Source organism: Pseudomonas sp. 29 (genome assembly GCF_002754355.1).
Lineage (GTDB): Bacteria > Pseudomonadota > Gammaproteobacteria > Pseudomonadales > Pseudomonadaceae > Aquipseudomonas > Aquipseudomonas neuropathica.
On the sequence record NZ_PEEY01000001.1, the window covers coordinates 3,740,610 to 3,758,518 of the forward strand.

General features: G+C 60.3%; 15 protein-coding genes. 12 read left to right on the forward strand and 3 right to left on the reverse strand.

The window, feature by feature from the left end:
* The first annotated feature begins 9 nt into the window (after positions 1-9).
* Positions 10-912 (forward strand): 3-hydroxyisobutyrate dehydrogenase, encoded by a 903-nt coding sequence (gene mmsB / locus CLU80_RS17210; protein ID WP_093442369.1) that lies wholly within the window; start codon positions 10-12, stop codon positions 910-912.
* Between the two features lie 163 nt (positions 913-1,075).
* On the opposite strand, the gene CLU80_RS17215 is transcribed toward mmsB, so the two are convergent.
* A complete protein-coding gene (locus CLU80_RS17215) occupies positions 1,076-1,420 on the reverse strand; it encodes a cupin domain-containing protein (RefSeq protein WP_003177747.1) in 345 nt (114 codons plus the stop codon).
* 511 nt (positions 1,421-1,931) lie between these two features.
* Here CLU80_RS17215 and CLU80_RS17220 point away from each other — a divergent pair.
* From CLU80_RS17220 to CLU80_RS17270, 11 genes are all read left to right on the forward strand, one after another.
* Positions 1,932-2,501 (forward strand): acyl carrier protein, encoded by a 570-nt coding sequence (locus tag CLU80_RS17220; protein ID WP_099757928.1) that lies wholly within the window; start codon positions 1,932-1,934, stop codon positions 2,499-2,501.
* Between the two features lie 8 nt (positions 2,502-2,509).
* Positions 2,510-3,784, forward strand: coding sequence for a beta-ketoacyl-[acyl-carrier-protein] synthase family protein (locus CLU80_RS17225; protein WP_093442363.1), 1,275 nt, complete (start codon positions 2,510-2,512; stop codon positions 3,782-3,784).
* 1 nt (position 3,785) lies between these two features.
* On the forward strand, positions 3,786-4,844 hold the full coding sequence (locus CLU80_RS17230) for a beta-ketoacyl-[acyl-carrier-protein] synthase family protein (RefSeq protein WP_095051041.1): 1,059 nt from the start codon (positions 3,786-3,788) through the stop codon (positions 4,842-4,844).
* Positions 4,841-6,136 (forward strand): beta-ketoacyl-[acyl-carrier-protein] synthase family protein, encoded by a 1,296-nt coding sequence (locus CLU80_RS17235; protein WP_095051040.1) that lies wholly within the window; start codon positions 4,841-4,843, stop codon positions 6,134-6,136. The genes CLU80_RS17230 and CLU80_RS17235 overlap by 4 nt, the downstream gene beginning before the upstream one ends.
* Entirely contained in the window at positions 6,133-7,341 is a 1,209-nt protein-coding gene (locus CLU80_RS17240; RefSeq protein WP_099757929.1) for a beta-ketoacyl synthase N-terminal-like domain-containing protein, read from the forward strand. The genes CLU80_RS17235 and CLU80_RS17240 overlap by 4 nt, the downstream gene beginning before the upstream one ends.
* Positions 7,342-7,395: 54 nt before the next feature.
* Positions 7,396-10,266, forward strand: coding sequence for an aminotransferase class III-fold pyridoxal phosphate-dependent enzyme (locus CLU80_RS17245; RefSeq protein WP_099757930.1), 2,871 nt, complete (start codon positions 7,396-7,398; stop codon positions 10,264-10,266).
* Positions 10,267-10,275: 9 nt separating this feature from the next.
* Positions 10,276-11,013: a 3-oxoacyl-ACP reductase family protein gene (locus CLU80_RS17250; RefSeq protein WP_099757931.1), complete on the forward strand. Its 738-nt coding sequence runs from the start codon at positions 10,276-10,278 to the stop codon at positions 11,011-11,013.
* Entirely contained in the window at positions 11,010-11,774 is a 765-nt protein-coding gene (locus CLU80_RS17255) for an SDR family NAD(P)-dependent oxidoreductase (RefSeq protein WP_095126599.1), read from the forward strand. Before CLU80_RS17250 ends, CLU80_RS17255 begins: the two co-directional genes overlap by 4 nt.
* Before the next feature lie 68 nt (positions 11,775-11,842).
* Entirely contained in the window at positions 11,843-13,075 is a 1,233-nt protein-coding gene (locus tag CLU80_RS17260; protein WP_414926722.1) for a DUF1302 family protein, read from the forward strand.
* 57 nt (positions 13,076-13,132) lie between these two features.
* Positions 13,133-13,969: an outer membrane lipoprotein-sorting protein gene (locus tag CLU80_RS17265; RefSeq protein ID WP_093442334.1), complete on the forward strand. Its 837-nt coding sequence runs from the start codon at positions 13,133-13,135 to the stop codon at positions 13,967-13,969.
* A gap of 33 nt (positions 13,970-14,002) precedes the next feature.
* The gene (locus CLU80_RS17270) at positions 14,003-16,618 is read left to right on the forward strand and encodes an efflux RND transporter permease subunit (protein ID WP_099759387.1); all 2,616 of its coding nucleotides are present in this window, start codon (positions 14,003-14,005) and stop codon (positions 16,616-16,618) included.
* 69 nt (positions 16,619-16,687) lie between these two features.
* Here the strand turns inward: CLU80_RS17270 and CLU80_RS17275 are convergent, their stop codons facing one another.
* The gene (locus tag CLU80_RS17275; protein ID WP_034154373.1) at positions 16,688-17,098 is read right to left on the reverse strand and encodes a MerR family transcriptional regulator; all 411 of its coding nucleotides are present in this window, start codon (positions 17,096-17,098) and stop codon (positions 16,688-16,690) included.
* Positions 17,099-17,297: 199 nt separating this feature from the next.
* Positions 17,298-17,873, reverse strand: a complete 576-nt coding sequence (locus CLU80_RS17280) for an NAD(P)H-dependent oxidoreductase (RefSeq protein WP_034154374.1) — start codon at positions 17,871-17,873, stop codon at positions 17,298-17,300.
* Positions 17,874-17,909 lie beyond the last annotated feature (36 nt).

The following is a 17,909-nucleotide window of genomic DNA, read 5'->3' on the forward strand; positions in this document are numbered from 1 at the left end:
GAATCGACCATGAAAATCGCATTTATCGGTCTGGGCAATATGGGCGCGCCAATGGCACGCAACCTGATCAAGGCCGGCCACTCGCTGAGTCTGGTCGACCTGAACAAAACCGTGCTGGCGGAACTGGAGCAACTGGGCGGCAGCATTCGTGCTTCGGCCCGTGAAGCTGCTGAAGATGCCGAACTGGTGATCACCATGCTGCCGGCGGCGGTGCATGTGCGCAGTGTCTGGCTCGGTGAGGACGGTGTGCTGGCTGGCATCCGCCAAGGTGTGCCAGCGGTGGATTGCAGCACCATCGATCCGCAGACCGCTCGCGATGTGGCTGCCGCTGCGGCGAAACAAGGCGTGGCCATGGCCGATGCGCCGGTGTCCGGTGGTACTGGCGGTGCGACTGCCGGCACGCTGACCTTTATGGTTGGCGCCACCCCGCAACTGTTCGCCACCCTGCAACCGGTGCTGGCGCAAATGGGCCGCAACATTGTGCATTGCGGCGAAGTCGGCACCGGGCAGATCGCCAAGATCTGCAACAACCTGCTACTGGCGATCTCGATGGTCGGTGTCAGCGAAGCGATGGCGCTGGGCGATGCGTTGGGCATCGACACCTCGGTGCTGGCCGGGATCATCAACAGCTCGACCGGGCGTTGCTGGAGTTCGGAGATGTACAACCCGTGGCCGGGCATCGTCGAAACGGCGCCGGCCTCGCGTGGTTATACCGGTGGGTTCGGTGCGGAACTGATGCTCAAGGATCTGGGGCTGGCGACCGAAGCGGCGCGTCAGGCGCACCAACCGGTGGTGCTCGGCGCGGTGGCGCAGCAGTTGTATCAGGCGATGAGCCAGCGCGGTGACGGCGGGAAAGACTTCTCGGCGATCATCAACAGCTATCGCAAGCCTGCAATTGAAGGGCAGCGCTGAACAAACTGTGGGAGCGAGCCTGCTCGCGATGACGGCGGTTGCTTCAACAAGGAAGTGACTGACGGTCCGCTTTCGCGAGCAGGCTCGCTCCCACAGGGGAATTGCGTATATCAGAAATTGTTTGCCGGGAAATCACGTCGGGTGATCTCCCGGCTTTTTTGCATCAGGCAAACACGAAATATTTACGCACGGTCTCGACCACTTCCCACGTGCCTTTCATCCCCGGCTCAACCACGAAAATATCGCCAGCACGCAGGTGGATCGGCGCCATGCCGTCCGGAGTAATCACGCAGTAGCCTTCCTGGAAATGGCAGTACTCCCACTTCACATAATCGACGCGCCATTTGCCCGGGGTGCAGATCCACGTACCCATGATCTTGCTGCCGTCTTCGCTGGTGTAGGCGTTGAGGTTAACGGTGTGCGGGTCGCCTTCGAGTTTTTCCCATTTGCAGGCATCGAGTACCGGCAGCGGATGAGTGTCGCGTAGAACGGTAATAGGGGCGGTCATGTGTCGGCTCCAGACAAGGCGATCAAACGGAAGCTGCACCCTATAGCGCCGTGCTTCTGCCCAGATGTCTGTGCTCGACATGCAGATATCCATAAACGCTGCCAGATTTATGGATGGAGACGTAAACCTTCCAGCAAAATCAATTAACGGCAGTATTGATCTAAAACAAAGGCTATGAAGTTATAACTATTTTACTTGTCTGGTTTTTACTTTTAGTACGTCTGTTCCGTTGCGTCCTTAGTTGCTTTCGATAGTCAACCTGCCTGATACCGCGGGCGCCCCACCATACCCCGTCTTTGTTAAGTAAATAAGTCGCTCACCGCACCAAGGAGGTGCGGTTTCAGTGGGGGGTTGCAGACTTTTTTCGAGTTGTAAAAAAACCTTGAATAGTTCGTTGACTCTCCCCTTAAGGGCAGAGTTTAGATTCCCGCCGCGTGAGAAGTTGCTGTGGGAAAAGTTACTTTTCATAAGTCGAATTCATGAAGTAGTCACGACATATAGGGAGATAGAAATGAACAATCCATTGGACTTGGAACATGTCGTTGCCAGCACTCGCGAAATCCTCGCACAGTTGTTGGTGATGGATGCGAATGACATCGAAGAAAACAGCAGCATCGTCGAAGACCTCGGTGCCGACTCGCTGGACATCGTCGACCTGAGCTTCCAGCTGGGCCGCCAATATGGCTGCACACTGCCGAAAACCAGCGTGCTTGACCATGCGGTGGCGGTTTGCGGGGATGCCAGCGAGTTTCTCGCCAACGGTCGCATTACCGAAAGTGGCAAGCACCTGCTTGAGCAAAGCCTCAGCGCCTACACCCCGGATCAACTGAAGGCAGGCATGCAACCGGCTCAGGTCTTCGCGGCGACCACCGTGCGTAACTGGGCCAACCAGTGCCGCAATCTTTTCAACTATCTGCCGGCAGCGTGCCCGGATTGCAACGCTCACCAAGCGGTTCTGAACGAGCGCCAACAAGTGGTCTGCGGCGCGTGCAGTGCACGTCTGGTGCCGGCGGATGGCGATGAAGTGTCGCGTCAATTGGTTGAGCAGTTTGTCACCACTCACACCAAAGAAGCGGTGTAGGAGTTCTTATGCGGGCACGAGAAGTCTATGTGAGCGGGTTCGGTCTGGTAGCGCCCATGGCGCTGGACGCTGCCACGTTGTTCGAGCGGATTTGCCGGAAGCAATCCTGTGTCCGCGAACATCCTCGGTTCAAGGCGCTGGGATTCAACAACAGCGCCGCCGGTTTTATCGACGATACGCAGTGGCAGCGCATCGGGGCCGGTTTCGGTGGCAACGCGGCGCTGCACCCACGGCAAAGTGTGCTGGCCGAATACGTTGCCCGGCAGGCGCTGGAGCATGCCGGTCTGACACCGGCAGACTTTGCCCACAGTCGCAGCGGTCTGTTTCTGGGCGCCAACAAGTACTGTGCCGACAGCCACGACCTGCAGCGGCTCAGCCGGTGCATGGATGAGGCCGGACGCGTCGACCTCGACCGTCTGCTGGACAGTCCGGCAGCGTCCAGCGCGACTTTCACCCGGCGGGTCGATCAACAGACGCAGCACCTGGCCGATCGGCTCGGCATCCGCGATCACATCTCGACCCATTCCGATGCCTGTGCCGCCGGCACCATGGCCATCGGCAGTGCTTACCGGGCGATCGAGCGCGGAGAGATCGATCTGGCTATCTGCGGCGCCGTCGAACTGATGGCCAACGAACTGCCTTATTACATGTTCAACAGCCTCGGCGCGCTCTGTCAGGCTGACTTGCCGGCGAGCGAACAAAGCCGCCCGTTTATGCCTGACCGTAGCGGTTTTGTCCTCAGCGAAGGCTCGGCGATGGTCATTCTCGAATCCGCTGAACACGCCCAACGGCGCAAGGCTGCGCCACTGGGCCGGGTGTTGGGTTACGCGAATGTTTGCGAGGCGCAGAAAATGACCTCCAGCAGTCGCGACGGCAGTAAATACGAGGAATGCATGGAAGCAGCAATCGAAGACGCCGGGCTGCTGCGCAGCGCCGTGCAACACGTCAACACCCACGGGACCTCCACGCAGGCCAATGACAGTTGTGAAGCGTTGGCGCTGCAGCGTCTGTTCGGCGGCTGCCAGGACTTCATGACCTTCACCGCCAACAAGTCCGCCATCGGGCATTCCCTGGCAGGCAGTGGCGCGATCGAAGCGGTGCTGTCGCTGATGAGCCTGCGTGACGGTGTGCTGTTGCCCACCCTGAATTACGACCCCGAGCGTGCCGAATACCCTTCGCTGAAGTTCTTGAGCGAGCCGGTGCGACAGCCGATCAGCGTGGTGATGTCCAACTCGTTCGGCTTTGGCGGCATCAACAGCTCGCTGGTTCTGGGGAGGGCATGACATGAACCGAGCCATCTACCTGAATGCCGCTGCGGTGCTGAATGTGGCGGGCAGTGAATGCGCTGACTTGCTCGGCACACCCTGCGCGGCGCAACCGCTGGCCTTTGACGCACAGCGTCAGGCGTTTGCCTTGCCGACGCCGCGACTGGCCAGTGATCTGTTTGATCGCAAGATCCAGCGCAGCGTCGAACCGCAGGGCTTACGGCTGTTGCATTGCGCCGCACGGCTGGCGCCAGCGCTGGCGGCGCTGCAATTGCCCGCGTCACGCATTGCCCTGACAGCGGCCATTCCTGAAGTCGACGCGCCGAGTCCTTGCTGGGATGCGGTGCAGGCGATCATCGAACAGCCGCAAAAACAACTGGCGCAGTTATTGGCCAACACACCGCCCCTGCATGCGCTGACCCTGCTCAACAGCAGCGTCATGGCCTATGTGGCTGAAGCATTGAATTGCCATGGGCCAATGGGTGGATTTTGTTCTCAGGACAACGCCGGGCTGGATGCGCTGATCGAAGCTTGCCAGCAGATTGGCGAGCGACATGCCGACGCCGCGTTGGTGGTCAGCAGCAGCCCGAACCTGACCCCGGCCCTGTATCTGCGCGAGCCCGATCAGGCGAACGAAGCGATTTTCGGTGAGGGCGCCGCCGCGCTGTTGCTGGCGTCGACACCGCCGCCGGGTGCGGCACACGCCGTGCGCATTGCCGGATTTGCCCGCGGTTATAGCAACGATCCGCAACGCTCTGTGGCGGTGGGTCGGCGCGTCATCGATCAGGTCCTGAGCGTCGAAAAACTGCGGGTCGGCGACGTCGAGCATATCGTCGGCAATTGCGCTGACGGGCAAGTGATGAAGTTGCTCGAAGCTTTCCCGCGCGAGATTCGCAGTACCCGCGCCATGACCGGCGAACTGGGCGCCAGCGGCTTGCTGACAGAGGCCGCACTGACTTTGCATCTCAGCGGTGATACGGCGGCGGCACCGGGTTACACGCTGCTCGTCAGCCACACTCGCGCCGGTCACTGGGGCGCATTGCTGTTGGCCAGTGAAACCATGGAGAAGCACGCATGAGTGCGACACGGATTGTGATCACCGGCATGGGCGCCGTCACCGGTTTCGGTTTCGAATGGCAGACCCTCTGGGAAAAAATGCTCGGCGCCGAACATTGCGTGCGGCCATGGCAGCCGGACGACTTGCAAGAGGCGTCGTTCGCGGTGCGTTATGCCGCGCCTGTCGACATGCGCCTGTTGCCGGAAAAACTGCACAGCCATCCGGCCTGGACGATGCCGCTGGAAAAGCGCAGTCGGTTTGGCTGGGTGGCTGCCACGCAGGCAGTCGGTGACAGCGGCTTGCAGCCAGAACAGTTGCGTGGCGCGGCGGTGCTGTGTGCCTCGGGAGCACCGCAGCACATGCTCGCCGACATGCTGCTGACCGAAGCCCCGAATGGTGGCACCCCGAGCTGGTCGTACCTGATGCCACGGGCCGGGCAAGTGAATGCCGATGGCTCACTGCGCCAGAGCAACGATCGTCTGGCGCGGGTAATCGCCGACGACCTGGGCTGTGAAGGACCGGTGATCAATATCAGCAGTGCCTGTGCCGGTGCTTCACAAGCCATTGGCAATGCCTTCCAGATGATTCGTCGCGGAGAAGTCAGCGTTGCGCTGGCGGGTGGCGCCGACTCGGTGCTCAACCTCGACACCATGGCCGCGTTGTATCTACTCGGTGCCGCGTCGGGCGAGCAGCGCTGGGGCGCGGATCTGTGCCGTCCGTTCGATCGTGACCGCAGCGGTCTGATTGCCGGCGAGGGCGGTGGTTTTGTCGTGCTGGAAAGCCTCGAACATGCCTTGGCCCGTGGCGCCACGCCGTATGCCGAGGTGTTGGGTTTCGGCAGCAGTCTGGACGCCTACAAAGTCACCGCACCGCAGCCGGAAGGACGCGGCGCGGCACTGGCTATGCAGGCCGCGCTCGACGACGCCGGGCTACGGCCGCAGCAGATCGATCTGATCAACGCCCACGGCACCTCTACGCCGCTCAACGACGTGGCCGAAACCCTGGCGATTAAAAGCGTGTTCGCCGAACACAAGCACTATCAAGCCTTGGCTGTCAGCGCCAACAAATCACAGTTCGGTCACCTGATCGCAGCCGCTGGCGCACCGGAATGCATCGTCACCGCGTTGGCCTGCCTCAACGATCTGGTCACGCCAACAGTGAACCTGCATGACGCCGACGAACAGTGCGATCTGGATTACTGCGCCGGGCAAGCCGTCAGTCGCCGAGTGGATTACGCGCTGAGCAATTCCTTCGGTTTCGGTGGCCTCAATACTTCGCTGGCCCTTGGCAAATATCGGGAGCAGGGACAATGACTGACACCACTGTACGTGTCGCGATCGCCGGCAGCGGCTGTGTCTTGCCCACCGGCTGGGGCGTTGAGGGTTTCTGGTCGTCGGCCCGCGGAGGGCGTAGCGCGATCTCGCCCCTGAACTCGTCGTTGTTCCACAGCGAGCGGGTCATTGCGTTCGGGCACATCGCTGATCGAGATCATCAACGTAGCCGTCAGGACGTTGCGCAAAACCTCCAGCGATATTGCCCACCGGCAGTGATCTGGGGCGTCAGTGCCGTGCGTCAGGCGTTGGCCGAGGCCGAGCTTGAACCGGGCCGCGACAACGTGCGTTTTGGTCTCTATTGCTGCCAGGGCGGTTACACCCATCCGTCGCTCGCGTCTTACGGCGAACTGTTGCACGAGTGTCAGACCGAGAGCGGTGCCGACATGCAGCGTCTGGCCAAACGCGTGTTGCAGGAACGTGCACTCGATCCGTTCCTGGTGCTCAAGAGCCTGAGCAACGGTTTGCTCGGCGTCGTCAGTCTGGCCTTGAAGCTTGAGTGCGAATGCAACGCCTACATGCAAGGCGTGGCCGGCAATCTGGCGGCGCTGCGCGAAGCCTGCGCGGCGTTGCAGAGCGGGCGGATCGATGCGGCCATTGTGGTGGGCGCGGGCAGTGAACTGGATCCGCTGGCCCTCGCCGCACTGGCCGAGGCGGGGGTGATCAGCACCGACGGTTCGCCAAGCCTGCGTGCCTTTGATCGCCAGGGCCGTGGCGGCATTGCTGGCGAAGGTGCGGCGGCGCTGGTACTGCGCCGCGCCGATGACCTGCCGGCAGGGCCGCAAACTTGCCTGACAGCACTGTTCGCCCATCCGCGTCTGGACTCGCTGAGCTTGCCCGACAAACAGGTGGATCTGCTGATCAGCAGCGCCACTGGCGATCCGCACAAGGATGCCGATCTGGCCCGCACGCTGGCGCGAACCGGCGCCGCGCACATCACCAGCAGCACGCCGCTGACCGGCATGCTCAGTGGTGCACCGAGCCTGGTTGACCTGATCTTTGCCCGGCAGGCTTTGCATGCGCAGAGCATCCCGCCGGTCAGTGGCCTGGAGCAACCGCTGGATGCGCATCTGCCGTTCGTTATCGGCGGGCCGCGCGATGCCGTGCTCCACGATTGCCTGGTCATCAACCGCGACGACAACGGTTTTAGCGCCGGTTACCAACTCGAATTTCACGCGGCTGACTGACCGTCGGCACGCAACGAAACGCAGCTGATTTTTTACTCAAGGGATAGAACTGTCATGGATTACCGCGATTACGTACGGCCGAAATTCGTTGAATTGATGCAGGCCCTGGGCCTGGAATGCCAATTCCACAGAGCGCTGGGCAGCAAACTGTTTTACCGCGACCGCCAGGGCGAAGAGGTGACGGTTACCGACTTCCTCGGCGGTTACGGCGCCGCGCTGTACGGCCACAACGATCCGCAATTTGTCGATCAACTCGTCGACCTGTTGCGCGCCGATGTGCCGTTCAACGCGCAGATGTCGGTGCGCGGTGCGGCTGGTCAGTTGGGGCGTGAACTCAGTGAAGCGTTCAACCGTGAGCTGAACAACAGCGAACGCTACATTTCGACCTTCTCCAACAGCGGTGCCGAGTCGGTGGAAATCGCCGTCAAGCACGCCGAATACCGTCGTCAGAAAAACCTGCAGAAGCAATTCGACGAGCGTGATTTCGCCCTCGCCAATCTGGTTGCCAGCGACAAGGCTTACGTCGAACTGGACATCGACGATCTCGATTTGCCCGCCGGTCTGCTGCCGCAGAATCTATCCTGCGTCACCGTGCGCCAAGTGGCCGAAGCGGTGCGTCAGCACAACCTGGCGCAGTTGCATGTCGAGCCGGTGTTCCTCGCTGTGCGCGGCAGCTTCCACGGCAAACTGGTGAACACCGTTCAGTTGACCTATGGCAAGCAGTACCGCAAGCCGTTCGCCCGTTTCGGCCTCAACGTCGAGTTCATCGACCCGCAGCAACCCCAGCAATTGCAAGAGCTGCCGGCCCGTCATATCCGTCATTGGTTGAGCCTGGAATGGAGCGGCGAAACCCTGCAGGTTCGCCGTGAGGCGTTCAGTGCGATCACCGCTGTATTGCTGGAGCCGATCCAGGGCGAGGGTGGCATCAACGAGTTCGCCAATGAGTTCTATCTGGGCCTGCGGCGCCTGTGCAACGAGCAGCAATGCCCGCTGATCATCGATGAAGTGCAATCCGGTTTCGGCCGCACCGGCACCTTGCTTGGCGCCAGCCATTTCAACTTGCAGGGTGATTACTACTGCCTTTCGAAAGCGCTGGGCGGTGGCCTGATGAAAATCGCCGCGACGGTGATTCGCGCCAGCCACTACGAGAACGATTTCAGCTACATCCACAGTTCGACCTTTGCCGAAGATGATGCGTCCTGTCATATCGCCCTGTCGGCCCTGCGCCGTCTGTTCGAGAACGACAGCGCGATGCTCAAGGACGTGAACAAGAAGGGCGAGTACCTCAAGGCTTCGCTGCTGGAACTCAAGGCGGCCTATCCGGACGTCATCGCCGATGTGCGTGGGCGTGGCTTGCTGCTGGGCTTCGAACTGCACGACCTGACCGGCACCAGCTCACTGGTTCAGGCATCGGCGCAGTACAACGATGCGCTGGGCTACATCATCGCCGGCTACCTGCTGCAATTCGAATCCCTGCGCGTGGCGCCGTCGGGCAGCAACGCCAATGTGATTCGTCTGGAACCGCCGGTGTGCATCACCTTCGAAGAAATCGACGGCTTGATCGGTTCTTTGCAGAAAGTCTGCGACATGTTGCGCCGCCGCGATGCCTTCCCGCTGGCGGCTGGTGTGTGTGCCGACAGCATCGCGCAAGTGCCGGCCCGCGAGGTCAGCTTCAAGGAGGATGAAAGCCTCCCAAAGTCTGATGAGAACGTGCGCGTGGTGGCGCGCGTGGCGTTCATCAACCATCTGATTGATTCGGACATGCTCAGCGACGTCGATCCTTCACTGTCGACCCTGAGCGCTGAACAGAAACGCGAGTTCATCAAACGCATGGCCCCCGAGCGCCGTGCCGCGCCAATCGGACCGGTGCAGATTCGCTCGAAACTCGGCACCGCCGTGGAATTCACCCTGTACCCGCTGTGCATGGATTCCGATGCGATGGCGGCGTACATCGCCAGCGGTGATCTGCAAACCATCCGCGAAGAAGTCGGCAACCGCATCAAGGATGCCCGCGCCGATGGCTACACCGTCGCCGGGCTGGGCATGTACACCTCGATCGTCACCAACAACTGCCAGGCCCTGCAGATTCCTGACATGGCGCTGACTTCCGGTAATGCACTGACCATCGGCATGGGCCTGGAAGCCATCGAACAGGGCTGCAAGCAACAGGGCCTTGAGCTGGGCGAGCAGACTGCAGCGGTAGTCGGCGCTGCCGGCAACATCGCTTCGACCTATGCCTCGTTGTTGTCGACCAGTGTCGAGCACCTGATCCTCATCGGCAGCGGTCGCGACGGTTCGCTGCGCCGTCTGGAAAAAACCGCGCAACAGATTTACGCCGAAGCCGCCCGCGCGATTCTCAAGGGTGTCGCCGAACACGATCGCCTCGCCCGTCGCCTGCAGCAAATTGATGGAATCGATGGACTCTTGCAGGCCCACGGCAGCAGTGCCGATCTGGGGCTGCGCGTAGCGAAACTGGTCGAAGAACGCTTGGGCGCGAACGCCTTCATCACCGTCAGCAACGATCTTGATGTGCTGAAACAGGCACGCATCGTGCTCTGCGCGGCGAACGCACCGCAGCCGTTTCTCTTTGCCGAGCACTTCGCCGAAAACAGCGTGATCTGCGACATCGCCGTGCCGCTGAACGTCGACCAGAACCTCGCCAGTCAGCGCTCCGACGTGCTCTACATGCACGGCGGCATCGTGCAGACGCCGCTGGGCGATGGCCTGGTGAAAAACGTTCGCGCCTATCTCAAGCAAGGTCAGTTGTACGCGTGCATGGCCGAGTCGGTGCTGATGGGCCTGTCCGGTATGAAACAGCACTACTCCTACGGCGACATCAGCCGCGAGCAAGTGCAGCAGATTCGTGCACTGGCGGCGACTCACGGCTTCAGCCTCGCGCAGTTCAAAACCGACAACTCGCTTTAAGGAACGGTCATGCCGAATAAAGTAGCAGTAGTGACCGGTGGCAGTCGCGGCATCGGTCGGGCGATTGTCCAGACCCTGGCCGGGGCGGGTTATCAGATCGCGTTCAGTTACGTGCGCGATGAAGTCGCGGCGATGGCTTTGCGCGATGAGGTTCAGGCGTCGGGCATCGATTGCCTGGCGTTGCAGTGCGATGTCAGCAGCGGCGACAGCATCAAGGCGTTTTTCGAACGGGTCGAGGAGCATTTCCAGCGTATCGATCTGTTGGTCAATAACGCCGGCATCACCCGTGATGGCTTGCTGGCGACGATGTCGGCGCGCGACCTGGTCGAGGTGATCCAGACCAACCTGATCGGCACGATGCTGTGCTGTCAGCAGGTGGTGCCGGGCATGTTGCGCCAGCGCAGCGGTTGCATCGTCAACATCAGTTCGGTGGCGGCGCAGAAACCCGGTAAAGGCCAAAGCAACTATGCCGCCGCCAAGGGCGGAGTCGAATCGTTGACCCGAGCCTTGGCGGTGGAGCTGGCGCCGCGCAACATTCGCGTCAACGCGGTCGCCCCGGGCATCGTCAAGACCGAGATGAGTACGGCGCTGATTGGCAGTCAGGAGGAAGAAATCCAGTCGCGTCTGTTGATCAAACGCTACGCCGAACCGGAAGAAATCGCCGAAGCGGTGCTGTACCTCGCCGATCGCGGTTTGTACCTGACCGGGGAGGTCCTGTCGGTTAACGGCGGGTTGAAAATGCCATGAGCCGGACGATTCTGATTACCGGAGCGGCGAAAGGCATCGGTCGCGCGGTCGCCGAAAATTTTGCCGCCGACGCCGGCAATCGCCTAATCCTGCTGGATCTCGATCTGGCCGAACTGCAGCGCTGGGTCGACGAGCAGCAGGAGCAGATCAAGGCGCGGGTCGAAACCCATGCGGCGAACATTGCTGACCTGCCGGCCATGGAGGCGTTGTTCAAGACCCTCGGTTCGCAAGTCGAATACGTTGATGTGCTGGTCAACAGCGCCGGCATCTGCAACGAGAACGAACCGGAAGATCTGCACAACTGGCACAAGGTGATTTCGGTCAACCTCAATGGCACGTTCTACGTGACCTCGTTGTGTCTGGCGCTGATGCCTGACCGTGGGCGGATTATCAACATGTCGTCGATCCTCGGCCGTGCCGGCAAGGTGCGCAACACCGCGTACTGCGCCTCCAAGCACGGCATCGTCGGCATGACCAAGGCGCTGGCGCTGGATCTCGCTTCGCGGCAGATCACCGTCAACGCGATTCTGCCAGCGTGGATCGACACGCCGATGTTGCAGGGTGAACTGGCGACGCAAGCGGCGATTGCCGGGCTGACCCAGGAACAGATCGTACGCAACGCGAAGAAGAAACTGCCGATGCGCCGTTTCATCCAGAGCGAGGAGGTGGCGGCGATGGTGCGTTACCTGGCCAGCCCCGAGGCTGGCGGGGTGACCGCGCAGAGTCTGGTGATCGATGGCGGTGTCGGGTTGGGAATGTAGCGATGCCTCGATTTCACAACAGTCACATCGTGTGTGCGGTATGGGCGTGCATGGCTGCGCCCACCGCGATGGCCGAATTTACCGTCGCTGATCTGAAGCCCGATTACGCCGACGGTGAAGTCGGCGTGGCCACGGCCATGCGTCTGCACGGCGACGACCAGATCACGCAAAAAGCCGTGTATTTCAAAGCCAACCTGGAAGACAACTGGGAGGGCGGTTACTACAAGGCCAAGGGCCGCGTGCGTTACGACGCGCGCTACGACGGCAACAATCCGTACAGCGAACGGGCACGCGACAAATACCGTTTCGACGCCGATTGGCGGCACCTCTACGTCGGCCATTCGCTGGGTGACGGAGAGGTGACAGTGGGCTGGCAGCAAGTGGTCTGGGGCCGCGCGGATGAATTGCGCGTGCTCGATCAGATCAACCCGCTGGACTATCGCGACGGTCTGACGCCGTTGCTCGAAGACAGCCGCATCGCTGTGCCGATGGTTCGTTTTGCGCAACCGGTGGGCGAGTGGGAGCTGGAGGCGCTGTGGATCACTGACTTCGTGAAAAACCAGACGCCGGTTGAGGGCAGTGAATTTGCCGCGCCACTGTTTGCTACGCCGGACCCGCAGTATTTCCTGCTCGACTCCAAGCCCGGCTATGACGGCGACAAAGGCTATTCCTATGGCCTGAGCGCCAACGGCCGGATCGGTGCGGTGGACACCAGTTTTGTCGCCTTGAGCGCCCGTCAGCAAGACCCGGTGTACGCGGTCGAAGGCCTCGCCGACGACGGCCGCACGCGGCTGGAACGGCAGTTTCCCCGTTACACCATGGGCGGTGCCGGGCTGGCGATCGACGCCGGGCACAGCATCGTGGTGCGCAGCGAGGTGGCGTATTTCGACAACTGGCGCGTGACCAATCCGACCCGCGCCTACGGTGCCGACAGTACGCCGATGGTCAAGTCGCTGCTGGGTGTCGACTACCTGTTGCGCGACTGGCTGATCTCCGCGCAATGGCAGGAACAAGTGCTGCTCGACTGGCAGGACGGCATGTTGCAGGACAAACACGAACCGCTGTTCACCCTGTCGGCCGAAGGCACTCATTGGCAAGACCGCCTCAAGAGTCGTCTGGTGGTCGCTGGCTCACCGCCGTTTCAGGATGACGCCTTGCTGCAAGGCATCTTCACCTACAAACCGGTCGACTACATCAAGCTCGGGCTGGAAGTGGATGTGTTCTTCGGCAAGCCCGAGAAGACTTTCGGCGAGTACAGCAAGCGCGATCAAGTACGGCTGTCGGCCGGTTATCTGTTCTGACCCATCACGCCTGCCGCTCTCGCGCAGGTGCACTCATCCAACGAAAAGGAAGTTGTTATGTTGCCGTTTTTGAAAAGTCTGACCACCGCCGCACTGATCCTCGGTAGCGCCTGCGCCAGTGCCGCCGAGGCTGGCAATGCCGATGAAATCATCCGTCAGGTACGCGATCGCAATGACGGGAACAGCTTCATGTCCCAGGTCTCGCTGATCCTGCATGACAAGAAAGGCAATACCCGCGTTCGCGAGTTCACCTATCTGCAAAAGGATTACCCGGACAGCGACAAGTTCAGCATGTACTTTTCTGCGCCGACTGACGTGCGTGACGTGGCCTTCCACATCGAAAACCCGCACGAAACCCTTGGCCTGGAAGACAGCCAGTGGATGTACTTGCCGGTCAGCCGCCAGACCCGCCGCATCTCCACCACCGACAAGCGCGGCTCGTTCATGGGCAGCGAGTACTCGTACGCCGATCTGGACAAGATCCGCGTTAAAGACTACTCGCAGAAACTCGTCGGCGAAGAACAGATCAAGGGCCGCGACTGCTACGTGATCGAGCGCGAACCGGCGTCTCCCGAGGTGCTGGCCAAGACCGGTTACAACAAGCTGAAGGTGTGGATCGACAAGCAGAATTTCCTGGTCATGCGTCAGGATTTCTTCGACGTCAAAGGCGTGTTGATCAAGCAGATGCGCACGCAGAAAGTCGCGACCATCGATTCGATCGACAGCATCGTGCTCAGTGAAACCGAGCACTTCATCGACGGTACGCGTTCGGAAATGCGCTTCAACCAGTTGCAGTACAACGTTTCTCTGGAAGACCGCCTCTTCACCCAGACCGCCATCAAACGCGGGCTGAAAACCGGTGACCTGCCGGACTTTGCCGTGTCTGCCCGCTAAGCGCCGACCCCGACGACCTGGAACCGCATGATCATGGAAAGATATCTGAATTTCGTCGAGCGCTATGCGCGGGCGATTGTTTTCCTGCTGGTGGCGATTACGGCGTATTTCACTTATACGCTGGGCGCGCTGGTGTCCGACACCAACCCTTATCTGCTCAAGGAAAGCCACCCGGCGCGCAAGACCATCATCGATTTGCAGGGTGAGTTCACCGGCACGTTCGACTCGGTCATGGTGGCGCTGAACAACCCGCAAACGGTGTTCAACAAATCGACGCTCAACGCGCTGTTTTCGATGTCGCAATCGGTGCGCAAGATGATTCTGGCCAACGATGCCGACAAGGAGCAGTTGGCGCAAATCGTCGCCCGGCATGCAGGCGACAGCCGTGCGCAGTTGTTGACCCGGGACATTCTCGAGGGTGGCTTTTCGCAGAACGATTACGCTAACGCCAAGGCCTTGCGTGATCATGCCCAGAGTCAAAACTGGGATTCCCATGATCAGCTGTTCCTGACCTTTCTCGCCGAGCGGATCAACCCGATCCGCGAAATGGCCTCGATGGGCGACCTGGAAAACATCGTCCTGACCGACGACGGCGAGCTGTTGATCCACAAAACCCTGAATGCCTATGACATGGACCCGGCGCTGGTCGAGTCGCAGATCATGGGCAACGAATTGATGGTCGACGGGGTGGTGTCCAAGGACAAGAAAGTCGCGATGCTGGTGGCCGAACTTGGCACCAAGCAGGACGACGCTCAGGCGCAATTGCGCGCCTATCAGATCGTGCGCGGCATCGTCGCGCAATATCAGGCCGAGCACCCCGAGTACAAGGACGAAATCTTCATTGCCGGCATGCCGATCTTCATCGCCGCGCAGCAGGAGATCATCGATCATGACCTGGCCGTGCTGTTTCCGATCGTGTTTTTGCTGATTACCTTGCTGCTGACTTTCTTCTTCCGCAAACCACTGGGCGTGCTGCTGCCGCTGTTCAACATTCTGTTCTGCACCATCTGGACCTTGGGCCTGATGGCGCTGTTGCGGGTGCCGTTCGACCTGTTGACCAGTGTGCTGCCGGTGTTCCTCTTCACCATTTGCTGCTCCGATGCGATCCACGTGATGGCTGAATATTACGAGCAGAAAAACGCGGGCAAGAGCAATCGTGAGGCCAACCGTGAAACCCAGCGTCTGATGGTGGTGCCGGTGGTGTTGACGACCGTGACGACCATCGCCACGTTCATGATTTCCACCACCAACAACATTGTCAGCATCCGCAATTTCGGCGTGTTCATGTCGATCGGTCTGACGGCAGCGTTAATCATTTCGCTGCTGCTGATTCCGGCGTGGATCGCGATCTGGGGCAAGGATCAGCCGCAGCAGGCCAAGGCTGAAGTACACAAGGAATCGATCATCTCGCGGTACCTGGTGGCGTTCTGTGCCTGGATGATCCGCTTTCGCAAACCGATCCTGATGGTCATTCTGCCGCTGCTGGCACTGGCCACCGTGTTCACCTTCCGCGTCGATATCGAAGACTCCGGCATCGCTTACTTCAAGCCGGAAAGCCACATTCGCGTGTCGGATCAGTTCATCAACCACGCCAAAGTAGCGGGCACGGCGCCGGGCTGGATCGCGATCGACAGCAAAGAGCCGCGCGGCGTGCTGACCACCGAAGTGGTGCAGTTCATCGACAAGCTCGACCACTTCATCAAGCAGCAACCGAACGTCAGTTACGGCTACTCGCTGGCCACGTACGTCAAGCGCATGAACCTGGTGCTCAACGACATGAACCCGGAGTATCTGCGGGTGCCGAATGCCGTGGAGAAGGTCACCTCGGTCAATGACGACGGGCAGGTCGAGCAGTTTGAAGTGCCGGGCAATTCGCTGATCGAGCAGCACGTGATGCTGTTCGAGAACGGTGGCGGTTCGGACCTGAACAACGTGCTCAACGCCGATTTTTCCAAGGCCTTGACCCTGTACACCATGACCTCGTCGGTCGCCAGCGACTATCAGGGCATGCTCGACCGCCTCGATGCCTGGTTGCTGGTCAACAAACCGGCCAACCTGGAGGTGACCCACGCCGGCACGCCGTTGATCTGGACGGGCGTCCTGCAGGAAATCACTCAGGGCCAGGTGCTGAGTTTTTCCCTGGCCTTGCTGGTCGTCACGCTGATGATGATGTACTGGCTCAAGTCGGTGCGCCTCGGTGTGCTCGGCATGCTGACCTTGCTGACCACGTCGGTGACGGTCTATGGCTTCATGTTCCTGTTCGGCATTGAGCTGAACATCGGCACGACGCTGGTGACGTTCCTGGTGGTCGGCGTGGTGGATTACGCGGTGCACCTGCTGTCGCGCATCAAGTTGCTGGTGCAGCAGGGCATTGAGATCGACGCGGCTATTTTGCAGGCGATGCACAGCGTCGGCCGTTCGACGGTGATCAACGTGGTGATCTTCTCCGTGGGCTTCATGGCGCTGCTGTTTTCCGACTTCAAGCCGATTGTCGATCTCGGCGCACTGGTGGCGATGGCGCTGTTTTCCAGCGGGGTCATGACCATTGTCCTGGTAACACTGGTATCGCCGTGGTTCTTTGCGGCGATTGCGCCGGTGCATGCGCCGGCCCCAGCACTGCGCACAGAGGGGGAGCCGGTGCCGGGCTGATTCGCCAACGTGCGTGCGCGCCTGCCCTGAGACGGCAGGCGAGTCTGCTCATGCGGCGCAGCAGGGTTTTCAGTTCAGTGTATTGACCGGGTTTTTTTCGCCATAGCGGGCGATGCGCTCGAACTGACATTCCTGGCGGGCGTCGTTGAGGTTGTGTTCAAACGCCTCGAGGCCATCATGCAATTGCTGCAAATCGCCGATCTGGGTCACCAGTTCGGCTTTTTTTTCGGCAATGGCTCGTTGCGCCATGTCCCACGGGAATTCGTCGCCGCGGTAGTTGTTGAGGATCACCTGCAGCTCTTTGAGCTTGAAGCCCAGTTGCTGGGCGCACTTGATGAACGTCAACACTTCGACACTTTGCTGGCTGTAGATACGGTATTTGCCTTCACGCTTGGGCTCGGGCAACAGGCCGATTTCTTCGTAATGGCGAATGCTTTTGACTGTGGTGCCCGACAGCTGGGCGGCTTTGCCGATATACATAAGGTCCGTCTCGATGGTCAAACATAGCGTAGCGCGATCGGGCGTCATGCCGGATCGGCGGCGATTATATGTCCAATACCATCTGAAAATGGCAACTGCGCGTAAATGACGTGCACAGGCGACGGACGGGCTCGAGAAGGGAGCCCGAAGAGGCACTGACGGCGGCTTGTGCGCCGTCAGTTGAGGCGGCTGGAAAGCCTTAGACGGCGGCGGTCACGCGCGCCTTTTCCAGCCAGGCATCGCGCTGGTTTGGCTTGGAGCCAAGGATCGGCCCGAAGGTCAGCGTCTTCAGTGGCTTGATGCCGCAGAATTCCAGCGTGGTCTTGCGCATCTGATTCAGCCCCGGCATGCCGTAGATCCATTTGTAGTACCAGTACGGCGTGTCCATGGTCACCAGCAAATGCGCGGTGCGGCCTTTGAGCAGCTTGTCGGGGAAGGCTTTGCCTTCGCGGTATTTGAAGGCGAAACCCGGCAGGAAAATCCGGTCGACGAAGCCTTTCAACAGTGCCGGAATCCCGCCCCACCAGATCGGATAGACGAATGTCAGATGTTCAGCCCAGGTGATATCGGCCTGGGCTTGCAGCAGGTCCGGCTCCAGTGGCTGCACCTTGTTGTAGCCTTCGTGCAGGACCGGGTCGAACTCCAGCGCATCCAGACGCAGCAGCCGCACTTCATGCCCGGCGTCCTTGGCGGCCTGAACGTAAGTCTCACTCAATGCCCCGCAAAAGCTGTCGGTGGAGGGGTGACCCAGTATCACGAGCATTCGTTTGCTCATTGTGTGTACTCCTGAAATGAAGCTCACAGGATAGAG